This is a genomic window from Sphingomonas lacusdianchii (assembly GCF_022664395.1).
In the GTDB taxonomy this organism is placed as follows: domain Bacteria; phylum Pseudomonadota; class Alphaproteobacteria; order Sphingomonadales; family Sphingomonadaceae; genus Sphingomonas; species Sphingomonas lacusdianchii.
This window is the reverse complement of the sequence record NZ_JAKRET010000007.1, coordinates 193,748-213,105: the sequence shown is the minus strand read 5'-3', so window position 1 is coordinate 213,105 and position 19,358 is coordinate 193,748. Positions and strand designations below refer to the sequence as shown.

Below are 19,358 nucleotides of genomic sequence, written 5' to 3'. Positions count from 1 at the left end.
CGCAACATTACAAGCCTTCGCCACCGACCCAGTGCGCATTCGATAAATAGCGTGCAACGTCCCATACTTGGCGACGCAGGTCGGGGACGGCGACGATCTCCCAAAAGGCACCCCGGGTCATCGGACCGATCGCGAACAGCGAATCGTCAGTTTCACCATCGGTGCGCCGCACGCGGCCGGTCGATTCGACCTCGACGCCCAGATGCTCCGGATCGGGGCGGATGCTGCCCCGTGCATGCAGCCGGCGAAGCAACGGATCGTCGGTCCGGGCCAGATCGCCTTGCGGCCCGGTGCAGCAGATGATGCGGGCGACGTGCAGCGTCTGGCAGGCTTCGGCACCGCGCGGTCGCCACCGGACGTCGATGCCATCGCCGGTCGGCACCGCATCGCAGGTCTTGCCCGCCAGCACGGTCAGCCGCCCGCTATCGACCAACGCCGCGATCCGGTCGGCAACGGCGGGGGCCAGCCGGTGGCGATGAATGTCCCACCACGGCCGCAAATGGCGCAGGAACCGGCGACGTTCGTCGCCATCCGCCGCCGCCCAGATGCCCTGGGTAAAGGGGCGCAGTTCGTCGATCGCGCTGCGCCAGCCGATCGCTTCCCCGCGCGCGCGCACCTCGCGCACCAATGCCGACAGCGGCGGACGCGGGCGTTCGGACCGCGGCGGATCGCCGGGCATGGCGGGCGCATGGCGGTGCGGCAACAGCCCGCGCCGCGACAGCGCGACCATCCGTCCGGCGAACCCCCGCGCCTCCAGCGTCAGCACGACATCGACCATGGTCAGCCCGGTGCCGACCAGCAGCACGCCATCGTCGTCGCCCAGTCCCGCCGTCCCGCGCGCATCCCATGGATTGCCGACATAGGCCGGCGATCCGGCCACCGCCGCCAGCCCCGGCGGCACCTGCGGCGCGAGATTGCCGACCGCCAGCACCGCGACATTGGCGGCGACGCTTCGTCCGTCGCGCAACGTCACATGGCCGCCGTCGCAGTCGATCGCCTCGCCATCGACGATCGTCAGGCGATCGGGCGCCGCTGCCTGCGCGTCGGCGAGCAGGTCGCGCAGATAGGCGCCATAGGTCGCGCGCGGCACGAAATCGCCGGCGCCCTGCGTGTCGCCGCGTTCGGCCAGCCAGCGGACGAAATGGTCGGGCCGGTCGGGAAAGGCGCTCATATTGGCGGCGCGGACGTTGAGGAGATGGTCGGGCTGCGCCATGCCGTACGCGACCCCCTGCCCCGCCGCCCCGCCGCGCTCGATCAGCGTCGCGCGCGGCCCGTCATGGCGCAGCAGGTTGATGGCGAGCAGCGTTCCCGAAAAGCCCGCACCGACGATCGCGACGTGATCGATCATGCCGCATCGCCTTCGCGGCGGCGGAAGCTGCTGGCGTCGATGCCGTGGCGCTGCAACCGGTCGTACAGGCTGCGACGCGGCAGGCCCAGCGCCTCGGCGGTCGCGGTCACGTCGCCACCGGCCTGTTGCAGCGCCTCCCCGATCATCGCCGCCTCGAGCCGGGCGAGGCGTTCGGTCAGCGACAGCCCCGCCTCGCCCGGATCGTCGCGGGTCAGCGCAAGCACGGTCTGCACCGCGAAGTTGCGCAGCGCGCGGACATTGCCGCGCCACGGATCGGTCATCAGCCGCGCCTCGACCTCGGCGGTGATCGCGGGCACCGGCCGGTCATATTGCGCGGCCACGTCGCGCAGGAACCATGCGAACAGCATCGGCACGTCGGCGCGGCGTTCGCGAAGCGGCGGGATGCGCAGCCGGATCGTCTCCAGCCGATAGAGCAGATCCTCGCGGAACCGCCCGCTCGCGACCTCTTGCGCCAGGTTCGCCTTGGCGGCGGCGATCACGCGCAGATTGACGACGCGCGGCGGTTCGCGGCCATTGGCGGGCAGTTCGCGCTCCTCGATCACGCGCAGCAGCTTGCCCTGTACCGCGCTCGACATGCTGTCGATCTCGTCGAGGAACAGCGTGCCGCGATCCGCCTCGGCAATTCGCCCGCCGCTGCCGCGCGTGCCGAACAATATCTCGTCGACCAGCGGGTCTGGCAGCGCCGCGCAGTCGACCGACACGAAGCCGTGGTTGCGCCGCTTGCTCCAGCGATGCAGTTGCCGCGCCGCCAGCTCCTTGCCGGTGCCGGTCTCCCCCTCGATCAGCACGTCGACGTCGATCTGCGCCAGTTGCCGCAGCTTGTCGCGCAGCGCATCCATCGCCGGCGTCGTCCCGATCAACGGATAATCGTCCTCCGCCGCCGCATCGACCGAGGCGCGCAGCCGCCGGTTTTCGAGCACCAGCCGCCGGACCTCCAACGCGCGGCGGACGCTGGCGATCAGGTGGTCGGCGGCAAAGGGCTTGGCGATGAAGTCGAACGCCCCGTCGCGAATCGCCGCCACCGCCATCGCGACATCGCCATGGCCAGTCATCAGCAACACCGGAATTTCGCCGTCGCGCGCGCTGACCGCCTCGAACACGGCATGGCCATCCATCTTCGGCATGCGGATGTCGGTGACGACGATGCCCGGAAAGTCGGGCGTGACGCGCGCCAGCGCGGCGGTCGCGTCGGCAAAGTCCGCCACCTCCAGCCCGGCAATGGCGAAGGAATCGACCAGCGCCGTCCGCAGCGCATCGTCGTCATCGATCAGCAGGATCATCGCCCGTCTCCTTCTGCAATGTCACCCGGAACGTCGCGCCCGACGACGACGGCATCACCGTCACCACGCCGCCGAATTCGGTGACGATGTCGCGCACGATTCCCAGCCCCAGCCCCAGCCCATCGGCCTTGCCGGTAACGAAGGGTTGGAAGATGTCGTCGGCGATCGCCGGATCGATTCCGGGGCCGTTATCGGCAACGGTCAGCAACAGCCGATCGCCGGCCGGTTCGACCTGCACCGCGACACGCGGATCGGGCGTCCCCTGCACCGCCTCCAGCGCGTTGATCAGCAGGTTGACCAGCACCTGTTCGAGCCGCACCCGCCCGGCGCGCACCATCGGCTGCCCGGCGGGCGGCAGGTCGAGCGCCACCCCGGCCATGCGAAACCGGTCGCCGACCAGCAACAATGCCCCCGCGATCACGGCATCGAGCGGCACCGGGCCGACCGTTCCCTTTCCCCGCCGGGCGAAGCGCCGCATCTCCTGCGTGATCGCGCCGATCCGCGCGGTCAGGTCGACGGTCGTCGCCAGGTTCGCCGCGACGCGGTCGATCCGCCCGCTCGCCAGATGATGTTGCGCATTCTCCGACAGCGTACGGATCGTCGCCACCGGCTGGTTGATCTCGTGGACGAGGCCGGCGGTGATCGACCCCAGCGACCCCAACCGATTGGCCTGCGCCAGTTCCTCGCGCGCCTCGCGAAAGCGACGGTCGATCGCGGTCCGCTCGGCAATCTCCGCGCGTAACGCGGCGGTCCGCTCCGCCACCGCCTTTTCCAGCGACGCGCGATAGCGGGCCGCCTGCGCCGCCCGGGCCGAACGCCACAGGAACAGCGCGAGCAGCGCGGCGATCGCCAGCGACGCGGCGATCGTCGTCAACCGCGCCAGCGCCGCCGCATCGCGCAGCGTCCGCTGCGTGGGCACGACATGCAGCAATTGCCACCCGCTCAGCGGCATGGCGACCCGCGCGAGCAGCAGGTCGTCGCCGCCCGGCCCCCGCGCCATATCGGCGCCGAAGCGATAGCGACTGGGCGACAGCGGTGCATTGCCGAACTGACCGCTGCGGGCGATGTCGGCCCGAATATCGGCGGACAACGGTCGGGTGATCCGGAATCGTTCCTCGGCATCGGTCGCGAACAGCACGATGCCCCGCCCGTCGCTCACCAGCGTCTGTCCCGGGTCGCTCGACCATGCCCGGGTCAGGTCGTCGAACTCGACCTTGACGACGATCGCGCCCGCCGGGTCGCCGGCAGTGCCGATCCGGCGCGCGAGGAACAGGCCCGGCCGGCCGCTGACATTGCCGACCGCGAAATATTCGGCCGCGCCCTGCCGCATCGCCCGGACGAAATAGGGTCGAAAGCGATAGTCGCGCCCGACAAAGCTTTCCGCCGTGCCGGCATTCGACGCCGACACCGTCATCCCGTCGCGATCCAAGAGGTAGATGACCGGCGCTCCGGTCCGCTGTGCCAGCATCGCCAGCTTGCCGTTCATGCGGTCGGTCGCCCCCGGATCGCGCCGCCGCAGCGTATCGAGCAGATCGGTGTACTCGCCGAGCACGATCGGCAGCAGCCGGAATTTGGCGAGGTCGCTGGCGAACAGTCGCGCCTGTTGCCGCGCCGTCCGGGCGGTATCGTCCCGTAGCTCGGCAAGGCCCGATCGTTCGAACCAGATGAACGCCGCCAGCCAGATCATCCCGATCGTGGCGATCGCCGCGATGATCCCCGCGAGCAGCGTCGTCCTGCGGTACAGCCAGCCCATGCGTGCAGTTTACCGCACGACGCCGGGCGGCGCCATGCGGATTTTTGCGCGGATTCGGCGTACATCGCAGCTACCAAGACCATATATTGTTATTTTACAGTAGCTTATGCCTGCACGAAAAATGGTTCATAGAATGCCCAGCATGGGCCATTGTTTGGTCCGTAGTGCGGCATCAATGTCCGCACGGGCAATCTTGGGAGAGATGCTGTGGCCTCCATACCCCATCCATCGGTCGCGACCGGTCCGTCGACCAATTCGCGCCTGAAATCGATCATCGGCGGATCGACCGGCAATCTGGTCGAATGGTTCGACTGGTATGTCTATTCCGCCTTCACCCTGTATTTCGCACCGCACTTCTTTCCGGCGAGCAGCCAGACCGCGCAGTTGCTGAGTGCCGCGGCCGTCTTTGCGATCGGTTTCGTCATGCGCCCGATCGGCGCGTGGATCATGGGCATCTATGCCGACCGCCATGGCCGCAAGGCCGGGCTGACGCTGTCGGTAACGCTGATGTGCGCCGGCTCGCTCATCATCGCCTGTACCCCGGTCTATGAATCGATCGGCCTGATCGCGCCTGCGCTGCTGGTGCTCGCGCGGCTGATGCAGGGGCTGTCGGTCGGCGGCGAATATGGTGCCAGCGCGACCTATCTGTCGGAAATGGCGGGCAAGGACCGGCGCGGCTTCTTCTCGTCCTTCCAATATGTCACGCTGATCTCGGGCCAATTGCTGGCGATCCTCCTGCTGCTCCTGCTGCAATCGGTAATGCCGAAGGCCGAACTGGAAGCATGGGGCTGGCGCATTCCGTTCTTCGTCGGTGCGGTGCTCGCCGTCGTCGTCTTCTATCTGCGGCGCGGCCTTGCCGAGACCGAAAGCTACAAGAACGCCAAGAAGACCGATGCGCCCAAGTCGGGCTTCCTGATGCTGCTGCGCAACCATCCGAAGGAAACCGCGCTGGTCATGCTGCTGACCGCCGGCGGTACGCTCGCCTTCTACGCCTATTCGATCTACATGCAGAAGTTCCTGGTCAACACCTCGGGCTTTTCCAAGGAGACCGCGACCCAGATCAACGCGATCACCCTGTTCGTGTTCATGCTGTTGCAGCCGATCGCGGGCGGCCTGTCGGACCGGATCGGGCGCAAGCCGTTGATGATTGCCTTTGGCATTGCCGGCGTGCTGTTCACCTATCCGATCTTCAGCGCGCTCGAACAGACCCGCGACGCCACGACCGCCGGGCTGCTGGTAATGGCCGCGCTCATCATCGTCACCGGCTATACCTCGATCAACGCGGTGGTGAAGGCCGAACTGTTCCCGGCGCATATCCGTGCGCTCGGCGTGGCGCTGCCCTATGCACTCGCCAACACCATCTTCGGCGGCACGGCGGAATTCGTCGCGCTGAAGTTCAAGGATGCCGGCTGGGAACGCGGCTTCTACTGGTATGTCACCGCGATGATCGGCATCTCGCTGGTCGTTTATCTGCGGATGCGTGACTCCGGAAAGAACAGCCTTATCCAGGAGGATTGATCGGCTTTCCCGATCTCCTTCCACCTTCGACGAGCGGCAGGGCAACCTGCCGCCCGACTTGTATGTGGCCGCCGACCGCCGACATGGGGGACCATGCGCGCGCTACTCCCCTGCCTGTTGCTACTGACCGCCGCCTGTGACGGCGGTGCTACGCCCCCGCCGCAACCTGCCGCGACGCCGGCGACGCGCGGGCTGGATGCCGCCGCGATGCGGGCGACCATCGCCGACGCCGAACGGCTTCCCCGCTTGCGGTCGCTGCTGGTGCTGCGCGACGGCCAGCCGCTGACCGAACGCGTGTTCAACGGCGGCCCGCCGCTCGACCGGCCGGTCAATATCAAGTCGGCGTCGAAGTCGGTGATGTCGGCGCTGATCGGTATCGCCATCGAACGCGGTGTGTTTACCGGCGTCGACCAGCCGGTGCTGCCAATCCTGCGCGGCGACGCGCCCGCCGATCCCGATCCCCGGCTCGCGCGGGTGACGATCGGCAATTTGTTGTCGATGCAAGCCGGGCTGGAGCGGACCTCGGGCGAATATTATGGCCGCTGGGTTTCCAGTCCCAATTGGGTCCGCTTCGCGCTGTCGCGACCGTTCGTCGCCGATCCGGGGACGGCGATGCTCTATTCGACCGGATCAACGCATTTGTTGTCGGCGGCGCTGACTAGGGCGAGCGGGCGCACCACGCTCGCCAATGCGCGCGACTGGCTGGGCGAACCGCTCGGGATCACCATTCCGGTCTGGCCCGCCGACCCGCAGGGCATTTACTTCGGCGGCAACGAGATGCGGCTGTCGCCGCGCGCGCTGGCCCGGTTCGGCGAACTCTATCGGCTCGACGGGGTGGTAGGTGGCAAGCGCATCCTGCCGACCGACTGGGTGCGGACCAGCTGGACGCCGCGCGCGGTATCACCATGGAGCGGGCAGGCCTATGGCTATGGCTGGTTCCTGACCGAGATGCGCGGTCACCCGGTGCGCTTCGCCTGGGGCTATGGCGGGCAGATGGTCTATGTCGTTCCCGACCTGCGGCTGACCATCGTCATGACCTCGGTCGCCGATGCCGCACGCGACAACGGCCATATCGATGCGCTGCACCGGCTGGTGGCGGACGGGGTGATCCCGGCGGCGGAGGCGGGGGCTACAGGCTGACGATCGCTTTCAGCACGCTGTCCGCCTCGTCGATCAGCTGCGGCACCCGCGTGGGCGCCTCGTCGATCGACAGGTGATGCGTGGCGATGCGATCGGTCGCGATTTGGCCGCTGCGGATGCTGTCGATGACATGGTCGAAATCGACCGACAGCGCGTTGCGGCTGGCGCGCAGCGTCGTCTCGCGCTTGTGGAATTCGGGATCGGCGAAGACCAGATCGTCCTTGCACACCCCGACCAGCGTATAGTCGCCGCCATGCGCGACATAGGCGAGGCCGGCGCGCATCGCCGCGATATTGCCGGTGGCGTCGAACACCTGGTCGAACATTTCACCATCGGTCATCACCGCCAGCGTTTCGGCCAGCGCCGCGTCGGCAACCACCGCCTCCTCGAACCCGAATTGGCTGCGGGCATAGTCGAGCCGTTGCGGCCGCGTATCGGCCAGCACGATCCTCCCGGCTCCGGCGATGCGCGCGAACAATGCTGTGCCCACGCCGATCGGCCCGGCGCCGACCACCAGCACCCAGTCGCCCGCGCCGACCTCCGCCCGCCGGACCGCATGTGCCCCGATCGCGAGGAATTCGACCATCGCCGCCTGTTCGAGGGTCAGGCCGGTCGCATCGACCACCGCCGCCTCGGGCACGGTCAGCCATTCGCACAGTCCGCCATCGACATGCACGCCCAGCACGCGAATTGCTGCGCAGCAATTGGGTTTGCTGCGCCGGCACGCGCGGCAGGTGCCGCACGGCAGATAGGGATTGACCGTCACCACCTGCCCGATTGCAAGGCGGCTGCCGGCCGGCGCCTCGACGACCTCGCCCGCCAGTTCGTGACCGATCAGCCGGGGATAGTCGAGGAACGGATGCTTGCCGGCATAGATATGATAGTCGGTGCCGCACAGGCCGACCCGCCGCATGCGCAGCAGCACTTCGCCCGCCGCCGGACGCGGCGGTTCGCGGGTTTCGAGGCGCAGGTCGAACGGCTCGGCACAGACCAGCGCCTTCATACGGTCAGTCCCCTGCCCGACAGGATCAGCGCGATACCGATGGGATGGCGCGCGGCGGCGGGCAGCGTCACCTCCAGCGCATCGCCGGTGCGCCGGAACGCCAGCGGCGCGGCGTCGCCGGCCAGGGTCACGCGGCGCACCTCGCCGGTCAGCGTCGGGTCGTCGCTGCCGAGCAGCGTCAGTCGCACGACATTATCCTCGGGCCAGCCGAGCACCAGCGCGTGGAGATCGTCGCCGCGCGTCGCATAGCGAATGTCCCTGGCACCATAGGGCGACTTCGGGCCGCCTTCCGAAAACAGCCCTTGGCCTGCCCGGGTCGGTCCCTCGCCGAACCGCTTCCACGGTCGCGTCGCATAGATCGCGCTGCCGAAGCGCTGCATCCAGTCGCCGATCTCACCGACGATCCGCTCTTCCTTGTCGTCGATCGTGCCGTCGCCGCGCATCGGCACCGACAGCATCAGATTGCCGTTTTTCGACACGACATCGCACAAAGTATGGATGACGGTGGCCGCGGACTTGTATCCGTCGCGCGCGGCCAGATCGGCGTCATAGTGCCAATTGCCCAGGCAAGTATCTGTCTGCCAAGGGAAACGCTCGATATAGCTTTTGCCGCCACGTTCAACGTCATCGACAATTCCCATACGCCGCTGCGGCGGCGTCGTCTTGGCGGTAACCACGGCTTCCAACCGGCCGCCATTCCACGCCATCGACTGATTGTAATACCATGCGGTCAGGTCGAGCCCGTGCTGTTCGAGCGGCAGGTCGAAATTGTCGAAATAGACCATGTCCGGGCGGTGCTGCTCGATCAGGTCGCGGCAGCGCAGTTCCCAGTTGCGGGCGAAGTCGCTGTTGGCCGGCACGCCCTCGGTCCATAGCCGGTCGGTCGCCTCGTGCCATAGATCGGCTTCCGCGGGGGTGCGGATGCCGTCGGGCATCGGCATGTGCCGCCCGGTATAGAGTTGCTGCGGGTCGAGCCCGTCCCACCATTTGCCGCGCCCCTGTGCCGCGGTCAGCTTGTAGGCGTCGTAGCGCTGGCCGGCACGCGGTCCGTCGGGGTCATAGCCATAGGCCGGCTGGTTCCAGTGCCACGCATGCGCCGAATGGTTCGACACGCCGAAGCGAAGCCCGCGTTCGCGCGCCAGTTTCGCCCAGGTGCCGACGATATCGCGCTTCGGCCCGACCCGCGTCGTGTTCCATGGGTGATGGCGCGAGGCATAGGCGTCGAGATTGTCGTGGTGATTGGCGAGGGCCATGAAATAGCGGGCGCCGGCTTTCTTGTAGATGTCGAGTAAGCGGGCGGGGTCCCAGCGGTCGGCCTTCCACAGATTCTGGATCTCCATGAAGCCGCGATCGGCGGGGTGGCCATAGGTTTTCAGGTGATGCGTATAGGCGCGGCTGCCCGGCAGATACATATCGCGGGCATACCAGTCGCCCGCCTCCGGCACGCATTGCGCGGTCCAGTGCGCCCAGATGCCGAACTTCGCATCGCGGAACCAGTCGGGGACGCTGTAGCCAGAGGTCAGCGATTGCCAGTCGGGAGTGAAGCGTGCCGGCGGCGGCACCTTCAGCGCACGGCCCGCGCCCATCGGCGTCGGCTGGGTCGTCACCGCCGACGCCACCGCCGGTGCCATCGCGGTCGCAGCGAGGCTGCCGCCGATCATCTCGCGCCGTGTCGCCTTCATCATTCTCTCCTACAGATCGAGGTCCAGCCGATAGAAGCGACCGGCACTTCGTCCCCACACCGCCCGCCGTTCGTCGTCGGACAGGTCCGACAACAGCGCCGCATAGGTCGACAATGTGGCATCGAGCCCCGCCGCCAGCCGGTCGGTCGGGAAATTGGTCGCGATCATCACTCGGTCGGGGCCGAAGCGGTCGATCACCTCGCGGACGATCGGCGCGAGCACCGCAGGGTCGAGCGCGGGGTCGATGAAACCCGCCCCCGACAGCTTGATCGCGGCATGCGGCAGTTCGGCAAAGGCGATCAGCCCGCGCCGCCAATCGTCCAGCCCATCGGACAGGATCGGCAGCGCGAGGTGGTTGAGCACCACCGGCACGTCGGGATGCGCGCGCGCCAGTTCGACCAGCCCCGCCAGTTGCGGCGGAAAGCCGTGAAAATCGAAGCTCAGCCCATATTTGCCGAGCAGCGCATAGCCTCGTGCCCAGTCCGGATCGCGGGTCAGATCGCGGTCACAGGCGCGGCGCGCGGCATCGCGCGGATGCCAGTTGATGAGGTGGCGGATACCGCGCACGCCCGGTTGCGCCGTCTGCCATGCCAGTTCGCCCTCGACATCCGACCGGTCGAGCGCGACGCGGGCGACGATCGCACTCGGGAGGCCATCCGCCGCCGCGACCCCGGCGAGCCAGTCGGTCTCCGCCCGCCCCTGACCGGGATGCGCTCCGGCATCGACATGCACCGCGCCGACCAGGTTCCACGGCGCCGTCTCACGCCGATAGTCGTCGATCCGGTAATCGGGCGCGATCGCCGCCTGCGCCGGATCGTCAAGCCACGGATAGCGCAGCACGTCATGGTCCCACAGGTGGAAATGCGCGTCGACGAACGGCGGGCGATGGTCGTCGCCTGCGGTCACCGCCGTCCCTGTCGCTGCCGACGCATCGATGCCGCCTCACCCACAGGCCGCTTGCCGATGCGCGACCTTTTTATGGGTGCGATCCTAATTCGCGAAACGGCCCGGTGGCAAGCGATCAGTGATCGGTCGGCGGCAGCGCTGCGGCGCGATCTTCGTATAGGCGCTGGAACCGGGCGTGAAGCGACTTGCTGGCATCGTCGCATCGTTCGCCCTGCCGCCGATGCTGGTCGGCGCGCTTGAGCAGATAGTCGCGATCCTCGGGCTCGGGGACGGCATGCGGCGGGGGCGGGGGCTGGTTGGGCATGGCCGATCCTACCGCCGCCACCGGGTCCGCCATATCGTGCAGAACTACCGCCCGCCGGGTAGATTTGCGTCAGCTACCGACACGAAACAGCTTCGGCGCGAACTGGTTGAGATAGCTGCGCCAATTGCCCCACTCATGCCCGCCTTCGCTTTCGACATAGGTGTAGCGGATGCCATATTTGTCGAGCATCGCCCGCGTCGGCGCGACCGTGCCGTACAGGAAATCGGTCTTGCCCATGCCGTACCAGACGAGCTTCATGTCCTTTGCCGAACGACGCAACCCGGCAGCGTTGCGCGTTTCATAGTCGTCGATCTCCTTCGCCGGATCCTGGAATCCCAGTCCCATCGAGAAGATGCCGGCATAGCGGAACAGGTCGGAGCGCGGCAGGCCGAAGTTCAGCGTATGCGCGCCACCCATCGACAACCCCGCCATCGCGCGCATTTCGGGCTTCGCAACGGTACGATAGCTGCGATCGATCAGCGGGATCAGATCGGTGGTCAGGTCGCTGCCGAAATCGGTGTTGACCAGCATATTCTGGTTCGGCCGCATCGGCGTATGGCCGGCGGGCATGACGACGATCATCGGTACCGCCTGTCCGGCGGCGATCAGATTGTCGAGGATGTACTGAGCATGGCCGATGCTGGTCCAGCTATCGTCGCTGTCGCCGGCACCATGCACCAGATACAGCACCGGATAGCGCCGCGCATCGCCGGTATAGCCCGGCGGCGTATAGACATGCGCCCGCCGTTTCCGTCCCAGGGCATTCGACCAATATTCGATCGTGCCGACCACGCCGTGCGCGACGTCCTTGCGATATTCCTGAAACGCGGCGGCCGGGCCGGGAACCTCGAACACGCTGGTCACGCCGGTCAGCCGTTCCGACACCATCGTCCCCTGCGGATCGGGTACCGGGGCGCCATCGACCTGAAAGCTGAAGCGATAGGGAGACGCCGGCACCGGGCGGCCGGTCGTGCCGGTCCACAGCCCGGTCGCATCGCGGGTCAGCGCCAGCCCGTTGGCGACGCCATTGGTCGCGCCGCCGGGGATCAGGTCGCCCAGATCGGGGCTGATGACCTTCGCCTCGCGCGCGAGCGGAGCGCACAACCGGAACGTTACCCGTCCGTCGGGCAGGACCTCGACCGACTTGTACGGCGGCTGCATGTCGAGCCAGCTTTTCGGCAGGCAATTGGCAACCGGCGCGGTCGGTGCCGACGTTTGGGCCGACGCGACCGCCGGCCAGAGCGCAGATGCCGATATCGCGAGCAAAACCCGTGTCTTCATCGATCCCTCCCCCTTGTTCGTTGCGACCATGGTTGGGGAAAGTCGGCGGTCGCGCAACGGGAAATTGGCGGTGGGGACGGTGACAGGCAGAACGGTTCATGCTGAAGGGGCGCGAACGCGGCCGGCGGCGATCCCCCTCACCCTTCCGCGGCTGCGCCGCTCCTTCCCTCTCCCGTCGGCAGAGGGAAAAGACGCGCATCTTCGTGCGGCATGCCGTCTCTTTTCGCCGCGTCACGGCGGTGGCATCGGTGGTTCACCGCAGCACGGCGTACTACACTACCGCAGCGTCCACTCCCACACGCCGGCATCGGCCGGCACCTGCAAGCGCAGATAGCGGACTTGGGCCGGGTGGCTGAGGTCGATCGGTGATCCGGTCGCCTGGTCCACCGTCGCCAGCTTTTGCCAGATCCGCCCGTCGCGCGATCCTTCCACCGACAGCGTGTAGCGCTGCGTCGGGAAACGCATGCGCAGCGCGCTACCCTTGACCGGCCGTACGGCGCCAAGGTCGGCGGTCAGTTGCGGGGCCGCCCCCTTGGCCGGTGCCCACCACGTCGCATAATTATCGTCGGCCGCGCGCTCGGGTCCGTGCAGCTTGTCGCTGCCCTGCCCGCTCGCCCGCCAGCGCAAGCCGGCGTCGCGCCGTGCGGCGAAGCCGCTTACCATGCTGCCATGGCTCGGCACCACCTTCGCGATACTGCCATCGGCACGGATCGTGAGCGGATCGACCGCGATCTGCCGCAGGACGGCGTCACCGGGCGGCGGAAAGGGCAGGCCGTGGCGGTGATAGAGGATATAGGGCTGCCCCCCCGAACGGAACACGGCATGGTGGCCGGGGCTGATGACCGACCGCGCGGCATCGGTCGACAGGATCGGGCTGTCCGGTCCTTCGCGGAACGGTCCGAACGGCGTGTCGCCGATCGCATAGCGGACCTTGTAGGTGTCGGTCGTCGTCTTCCCGTCGCTATAGGTCAGCAGATAGTGTTTCCCCTGCCGGACCATGAACGGCCCTTCGAAATAATTGGGCGGGGTCACGTCGCGCGGGGTGCCGTCGAACGTCACCATGTCGGGCTTCAGCTTCACGACGAAGCAATGACCGTTGACCCAGTTCAGCCCCGATCCCCAATAGAGATAGGCCTGCCCGTCCTCGTCGATGAACGCTTCGGCATCGATCATGTGATAGCGCAGGTCGAAATTCTTGTTGATCAGCGGCTTGCCGCCATTTGCATCGGCCCAGGGGCCGGCGGGCGACGTGGCACTGCCGACCCACACTTCGCTGCCGACCGAGACATACATGTACCAGCGACCATTGGCGGCCTTCACCACCGACGGTGCCCAGACCTTCGAATCGCCCGAGGTCGGGCTGGTCGCCGCCGCCTTGGTCGGCCAGTTGGGCAGCGAGAAGCGCCAGTCGCGGCCATTGTCCGACGTCCACAGCCCCAGCCGGTCGTCGCCCCATGGATCGATGGTCGCGAAGATATACCAGCGGTTGCCGTCGCGCACGATCGAGGGATCGGCGAAATAGCCCAGCAGCAGCGGGTTGGCCGCCCCGGAACTATCCCAGCGCGGCGCAGGGGCGGCGGCGGCGACCAGCAGCCCCGCCGTCACTACGATGGCGACACCGGCGCCGCGCATCACTGCGCCTCGGTCGCGCGGGCCGGACGTGCCTTGTCGGGCGTCGTCCCCTCGCCGCTGAACGGTTCGAGACGGAAGGCGATGCGGGTCGGCACCAGCTTCGTGCGATATTCCATGTGCGGCTGGCCGACATGGCTCCACGTCGTATCGCCGCCCACACCCCATTGGGCGGCGTCGATGTTCAGCGACACCTGATCGTGCGGCACGATATCGCTCGACTTCCACGTACCCGGCTCGCGCCGGTCGAGGTCGCTATAGGGAAAGGCCAGCGCCTGCATCATCAACGGCGTGTCGCCGACAACGCGGACTCCGCGCCCCGCCCCGCTCAACTCCATCCAGCGGACATCGACCTTGTTGCCGGTATCCTGTGGCCGCATGTAATCGTGATTCTGGTCGGCGATGGCGCCCCGCCACAGCCCGATCGCGGCGCTGGTCTTGCGATCGACATAGCTTTCGTGCGGGCCGCGGCCATACCATTCGACGGTCTTCAGCGACGTTGGCAGCGTATAGGCCATGCTGATGCGGATCGGCGCGGTCAGATCGCTTTTCAGCGGCACGAAGTCGCCCACCACCGCCACCGAACCGTCGCCAGCCATGGTGTAGGTGGTGACGAACGACGCCGCGCCCGCGCCCATTTCGTAATCGACGCGCACGCTGGCTGTCCCGTCCGCGCCGCGCTGCGTCGTCACCGACCGCAGCTGGCGGTTGGCGGCGATCGGGTCCCATGCGGCCGTATCGGCGAGGTTGCCGTTGGCGAGATCATTGTCGGTCGGTGCGCGGTGGAAGTTCGGTGCGCCCCCTTCGATCAGGGTGGTGCCGCCGCTGCGATAGCCTTCGAGCAAGCCGGTCTTGCGATCGATCGACAGCGATGCGCCGTTCGCCGACAGCCGGACCGCTTCGGCGCTGTCGGCAACCGTCACATTCCCCTTGCGCACCGCGACCGGCGCCACCGACTTGCCGAGCGCGAACTGTTCCCAGCCGACGATGTAGTTGGCCGGGACCATCGGCACCGCGCCCTGCTTGGCGCGGGCGCGGACCGTCACGAAATATTCGGCACCGGGTTTGCGCTGTAGCGCGGTCATCGGCACGGTGACCGCCTCGGTACCATGGGCGACGGTGGTCAGCGGCGGCAATTGCCCGGTCGCTACGGCCACCCCGTCCTCCTCGATCACCCAGTCGAAGGCGAAGCCCGACAGGTCGCGGAAATCATGGCGGTTGCGCACGGTCAAGCGACCCGTCGCGGGATCGAACCCCTCGAACTGGATCGGCGAGAGGACCTTCTGCACCTCGTAAAGCTGCGGATTGGGGGTGCGGTCGGGCTGGTTCAGCCCGTCGCCGAACTCGATATCGCCGCCGGGATTGGGGCCATATTCGCCGCCGTCACCCCAGTAGCGCTTGCCGTCCTTGTTGGTGCGAACCATCGACTGGTCGACCCAGTCCCAGATGAAGCCGCCCTGCAGCTTGTCGGGATAGCGGTAGATGGTGTCCCAATATTCCTTGAAGTTGCCGCCCGAATTGCCCTGCATATGGGCATATTCGCACTGGATCATCGGCTGCTTGCGCGTCGGATCCTTGGCCCAGTCGACCATCTTTTCGACGTCGTCGTACATCGGCGCATAGATATCGACGTAAGGGTTGGGCGCGTGGTTCCAGTCGAGCGTGCCCCAGCCGAGATACGAGACCAGCCGGCCACTGTCGCGCTTGCGGATCGCCGCCGCCGCCTTCTCGAAATTGGGGCCGATGCCAGCCTCGTTGCCGAGCGACCAGAAGATGACCGACGGGTGGTTCTTGTCGCGCTCGACCATATTCATCACGCGGCTGACATGCGCCCCTTCCCATGCGGGATCGAAGCCGATCTGGAGCTTCGGGCGCAATTCCGGATGCTTGTTCGCATAGTCCATGTACGCGTGGCTCTCGATATTGGCCTCGTCCATCACATACATGCCCATCTCGTCGGCCAACGCATACCAGCGCGGGTCATTGGGATAGTGCGAGGTGCGGATCGCGTTGAAGTTGTTGCGCTTCATCAACTCCATGTCGCGGCGCATCGATTCGTCGGAAATGACGTGGAACGTCACCGGGTCGTGCTCGTGGCGGTTGATGCCGCGGATCACGATCGGGCGGCCATTGACCGTCACCTTGCCGTTCAGCATCCGCACGTCGCGGAACCCGATCCGCTGCGGGGTCGACTGGATCACGCGGCCCTGCGCATCGACCAGTTCGACCAGCAGCGTGTAGAGATTGGGCGTCTCCGCGCTCCACTGCCGCACCCCCGGCACATCGGCCTTCAGCGTGACCGCACGCGCATCACTGCGCCCGCCGACCGCCGCCTCGCGCGACAGGACTTCGCGCGTGCCGTCGAGCAGGACGATGCGCGCCCTGGCCGCACCCGTCCCCTTCACCGCGACGTCGACCGCCAGCCGACCGTCGCGAAATTGCGGGTCCAGCCCGGCATGCACGAAGAAATCGGCAATCCGCGTTTTCGGCACCGCCGCGACATAGACTTCGCGTTCGATCCCCGACACGCGCCAGAAATCCTGATCCTCCAGATACGACCCGTCGGACCAGCGGATGACCTGTACCGCCACGGTGTTGCGGCCGGGCTTCACGACGCGGGTCACGTCGAATTCGGACGGCAGCTTGCTGTCCTCCGAATAGCCGACTTCCTGTCCGTTGACCCAGACGCGATAGGCCGATCCCGCCGCCCCGATATGCAGGATCACATCGTCGCCGCTCCACGTCGCGGGCATGTCAAAATCGCGGCGGTAGGAGCCGGTTTCGTTGGTGTCGTGCGGCACGAGCGGGCGGTTGGCGGGAAACGGATAGGTGATGTTGTTGTATTTGGGCTGGCCATAGCCCTGCGCCTGCCACATCGCCGGCACGGGAATCGTCTTCCACCCCGACACGTCGTAGTTCGGCGCCTGAAACCCCTTGGGTGCGCCGTCGACCGACGGGCTGAAGTTGAAGCGCCAGTCGCCGTTCAGCGACAGGAAACGGCTCGACCGGGCGCGATCGCCGGCCACTGCCTGTTCGCGGGTCTCGTACGCGAAGCCGGTCGCATGGGCCGGCATCTTGCCCCGAGCATAGACCGCCGGATTTTCCCAGTCGGGCCGGCCGGGATCGACCTGCACCGGATCGACCCGCGGCGCCTGTGCCATTGCCGGCATCGCCATTGCCATCACGCCGGCCCCGACCAGCATCCTGCTCAGCTTCACGTTACTCTCCCCGAACGCTAGTTTTGTCTGACAATATACAATCAGGCCGGCGATGCAATTGGCGCAGCGCAATGCGCGGCGATGAAAGCGCCATGCGGCGACATCCGTCCCGCCGCCGCCGCCGTCACCGCCGCGATCCGTGCCAGCCGTTCGCGCGCCTCGTCGATCGGCATCGCCATGGCCAGTGGATCATGCCCAGCCGTGCGCACCCCCTGTCCATCGAGTACCGCCAGCCAACTGGTCCGGGTGAACAGATCGTCCGCCTCGCGATACACGCGCCCGGTCGCGCGATATTCGGCGATGCGGTCCGCCAGCGTGTCAGGCACGGTCATCGTCCGGACCTGGTTCCAATAGGGCGTATCGTCGCGCGCGGTGGCGTGAAAATGCAGGATGATGAAGTCGCGGATGCCGTCGAACTCGGCCGCCATCAACCGGTTGTAGCGCCGCACCATCGCCGGATCGGGATCGCGCCCCGGCAGCATTTCGAGCAGCCGCGCGATCCCCGCCTGGATCAGATGGATGCTGGTCGACTCGAGCGGTTCGAGAAAGCCGGTCGACAGCCCCAGCCCGACGCAATTGCCGATCCAGCATTGCTGCCGCCGCCCGGTGCGGAAACGCAGCATGCGCGGATCGGCGAGCGGCGCGCCGTCGAGATTGGCCAGCAGCGTCGCGGTCGCTTCGTCCTCCGAACAATGCGCGCTCGAAAAGACATAGCCATTGCCGGTGCGATGCTGGAGCGGGATGCGCCATTGCCAGCCGGCGACGCGCGCGGTCGATCGGGTATAGGGGGTCGGCGGTCCGACATTGGCGCTGGGTACGGCGACCGCCCGGTCGTTGGGCAGCCAGTGCGACCAGTCCTGAAACACACTGCCCAGCGTTTCGCCGAGCAGCAGCGAGCGGAAGCCCGAACAGTCGATGAAGAAATCGGCGGCGACCTCCCCGCCATCGGCGAGCTTGACGTACTCGATCCGGCCGTCGCCGACGCCCTGCACCACATCGACCACCTGCCCCTCGCGCCGGACCACGCCCGCCGCCTCGGCCAGCCGGCGCAGATAGGCGGCGTAGAGCGCGGCGTCGAAGTGGAACGCATAGCCGATATGATGGAGCGGGGTGTTGCCGGGCGGGTCGAGCGGCCGCTGGAACCGGTTGCCCCGCGCCGCCGCCGCACAGATCGAATAGGCATCGAGCGGCCCCGCCGCCCCGGCCGCGCGCAGCCGGTGCCACATCGCCTCGAACGGGATCGGTCCGAAATCGATGCCGTACACGCCGAACGGATGGAAATAGCGTTCGCCCTTCGCCCCCCAATCGACGAATTCGATGCCGAGCTTGAAGCTGCCCTGCGTCGCGCGGACGAAATCATCCTCGTCGATGCCGAGCAGTGCGTTGAACGCCTGGATCGGCGGGATCGTCGCCTCCCCCACCCCGACCGTGCCGATCGCTTCGGATTCGACCAGGGTGATCGCGACCGATCGGCCGAGCACCCGCGACAGCGCGGCGGCGGCCATCCAGCCGGCGGTACCGCCGCCGATGATGGCGATACTGGTCAGCGGCGCGTTCATGCCGCGACCGCACACTGCAGGAAGAGATTGCCGGTCAGCCGCCCGCGACGCGGATCGTCGGCATGGTCGGGTACCCGCGCGATCAGCCCCGAATGAAGCAGCGCCGCGCGGTACAGCACGATCCGGTCGCGTACCGCCCGGCACTGGGCGATCGGGGCGAAGGCTGGATCGTCGCCCTGTCCGGGATAGCCATTGCCGGAGCGTCCCTCCTCCACGCGCCGGGCGGCGTCATAGGCGGGGAGACGATCGGGATCGATGGTTTCGAAACCGGTCGCATTGTGGCGGAAGAAGCCGGTGCCGCCCTGATCACCGGCGCACAGATAATGGACCGCCGCGAATTGCAGCCGGTCGGCGGCATCGACATGCGGTGCGCGCTGTTCGACCGACAAATCGCCCGGATCGGTCGTCACCAGCGAGAAATTGCCGCGTGCCCGGACCGGGCGCAGTGCCTGTCCGCCGAAATGGCGGGAAAGCAGGGGCAGGACGTCGCGGACCAGCCCGTCGATATAGGCGGTCGGTGCGGTGCCGAGCAGGCCGGGATAGTGGCTGCCGACGCTGGCCGCCGGCGCGAAGGTGGCGCGGGTCGCGGCATGATCGACCAACGCATCGGCCGCGCCGGTCGCAACATCGATCACCAGAACGGGTTCGCGTTCGTTCCCGACATGATGGACGGTCACCCGATCCAGTGCGATCCGCATGGTAACATGTCCCCGAAA

General features: G+C 67.2%; 14 protein-coding genes. 2 read left to right on the top strand and 12 right to left on the bottom strand.

Annotation, left to right across the window (positions count from 1 at the left end):
* Window positions 1-7: 7 nt before the first annotated feature.
* From MF607_RS11755 to MF607_RS11745, 3 genes are read right to left on the bottom strand one after another with little or no spacing between them, the layout of a single operon-like run.
* Entirely contained in the window at window positions 8-1,348 is a 1,341-nt protein-coding gene (locus tag MF607_RS11755) for an FAD/NAD(P)-binding protein (protein ID WP_242118902.1), read from the bottom strand.
* Entirely contained in the window at window positions 1,345-2,649 is a 1,305-nt protein-coding gene (locus tag MF607_RS11750; protein ID WP_242118900.1) for a sigma-54-dependent transcriptional regulator, read from the bottom strand. Before MF607_RS11750 ends, MF607_RS11755 begins: the two co-directional genes overlap by 4 nt.
* Window positions 2,630-4,402, bottom strand: coding sequence for a sensor histidine kinase (locus MF607_RS11745; RefSeq protein WP_242118898.1), 1,773 nt, complete (start codon window positions 4,400-4,402; stop codon window positions 2,630-2,632). The genes MF607_RS11750 and MF607_RS11745 overlap by 20 nt, the downstream gene beginning before the upstream one ends.
* 216 nt (window positions 4,403-4,618) lie before the next feature.
* On the opposite strand from MF607_RS11745, the gene MF607_RS11740 reads away from it, so the two are divergent.
* Window positions 4,619-5,920 (top strand): MFS transporter, encoded by a 1,302-nt coding sequence (locus tag MF607_RS11740; RefSeq protein ID WP_242118972.1) that lies wholly within the window; start codon window positions 4,619-4,621, stop codon window positions 5,918-5,920.
* A 93-nt stretch (window positions 5,921-6,013) separates the two neighbouring features.
* Window positions 6,014-7,060, top strand: a complete 1,047-nt coding sequence (locus tag MF607_RS11735) for a serine hydrolase domain-containing protein (RefSeq protein ID WP_242118896.1) — start codon at window positions 6,014-6,016, stop codon at window positions 7,058-7,060.
* Here the strand turns inward: MF607_RS11735 and MF607_RS11730 are convergent.
* The 9 genes from MF607_RS11730 to MF607_RS11690 form a co-directional block, all read right to left on the bottom strand.
* Window positions 7,050-8,063, bottom strand: coding sequence for a zinc-binding alcohol dehydrogenase family protein (locus tag MF607_RS11730; protein ID WP_242118893.1), 1,014 nt, complete (start codon window positions 8,061-8,063; stop codon window positions 7,050-7,052). The genes MF607_RS11735 and MF607_RS11730 overlap by 11 nt on opposite strands.
* Window positions 8,060-9,745, bottom strand: a complete 1,686-nt coding sequence (locus MF607_RS11725) for an alpha-L-fucosidase (protein WP_431311945.1) — start codon at window positions 9,743-9,745, stop codon at window positions 8,060-8,062. Before MF607_RS11725 ends, MF607_RS11730 begins: the two co-directional genes overlap by 4 nt.
* Window positions 9,746-9,754: 9 nt before the next feature.
* Window positions 9,755-10,651: an amidohydrolase family protein gene (locus MF607_RS11720; protein WP_242118889.1), complete on the bottom strand. Its 897-nt coding sequence runs from the start codon at window positions 10,649-10,651 to the stop codon at window positions 9,755-9,757.
* 115 nt (window positions 10,652-10,766) lie between these two features.
* A complete protein-coding gene (locus MF607_RS11715) occupies window positions 10,767-10,955 on the bottom strand; it encodes a hypothetical protein (protein WP_242118885.1) in 189 nt (62 codons plus the stop codon).
* A gap of 69 nt (window positions 10,956-11,024) precedes the next feature.
* Window positions 11,025-12,236: an alpha/beta hydrolase gene (locus MF607_RS11710; protein WP_242118883.1), complete on the bottom strand. Its 1,212-nt coding sequence runs from the start codon at window positions 12,234-12,236 to the stop codon at window positions 11,025-11,027.
* 276 nt (window positions 12,237-12,512) lie between these two features.
* The gene (locus MF607_RS11705; RefSeq protein ID WP_242118880.1) at window positions 12,513-13,868 is read right to left on the bottom strand and encodes a family 43 glycosylhydrolase; all 1,356 of its coding nucleotides are present in this window, start codon (window positions 13,866-13,868) and stop codon (window positions 12,513-12,515) included.
* Window positions 13,868-17,068: a glycoside hydrolase family 2 TIM barrel-domain containing protein gene (locus tag MF607_RS11700; protein WP_242118970.1), complete on the bottom strand. Its 3,201-nt coding sequence runs from the start codon at window positions 17,066-17,068 to the stop codon at window positions 13,868-13,870. Before MF607_RS11700 ends, MF607_RS11705 begins: the two co-directional genes overlap by 1 nt.
* Window positions 17,069-17,124: 56 nt before the next feature.
* Entirely contained in the window at window positions 17,125-18,642 is a 1,518-nt protein-coding gene (locus MF607_RS11695) for a tryptophan halogenase family protein (protein ID WP_242118877.1), read from the bottom strand.
* Window positions 18,639-19,340 (bottom strand): DUF6445 family protein, encoded by a 702-nt coding sequence (locus MF607_RS11690; RefSeq protein ID WP_242118875.1) that lies wholly within the window; start codon window positions 19,338-19,340, stop codon window positions 18,639-18,641. Before MF607_RS11690 ends, MF607_RS11695 begins: the two co-directional genes overlap by 4 nt.
* Between the last annotated feature and the right edge of the window lie 18 nt (window positions 19,341-19,358).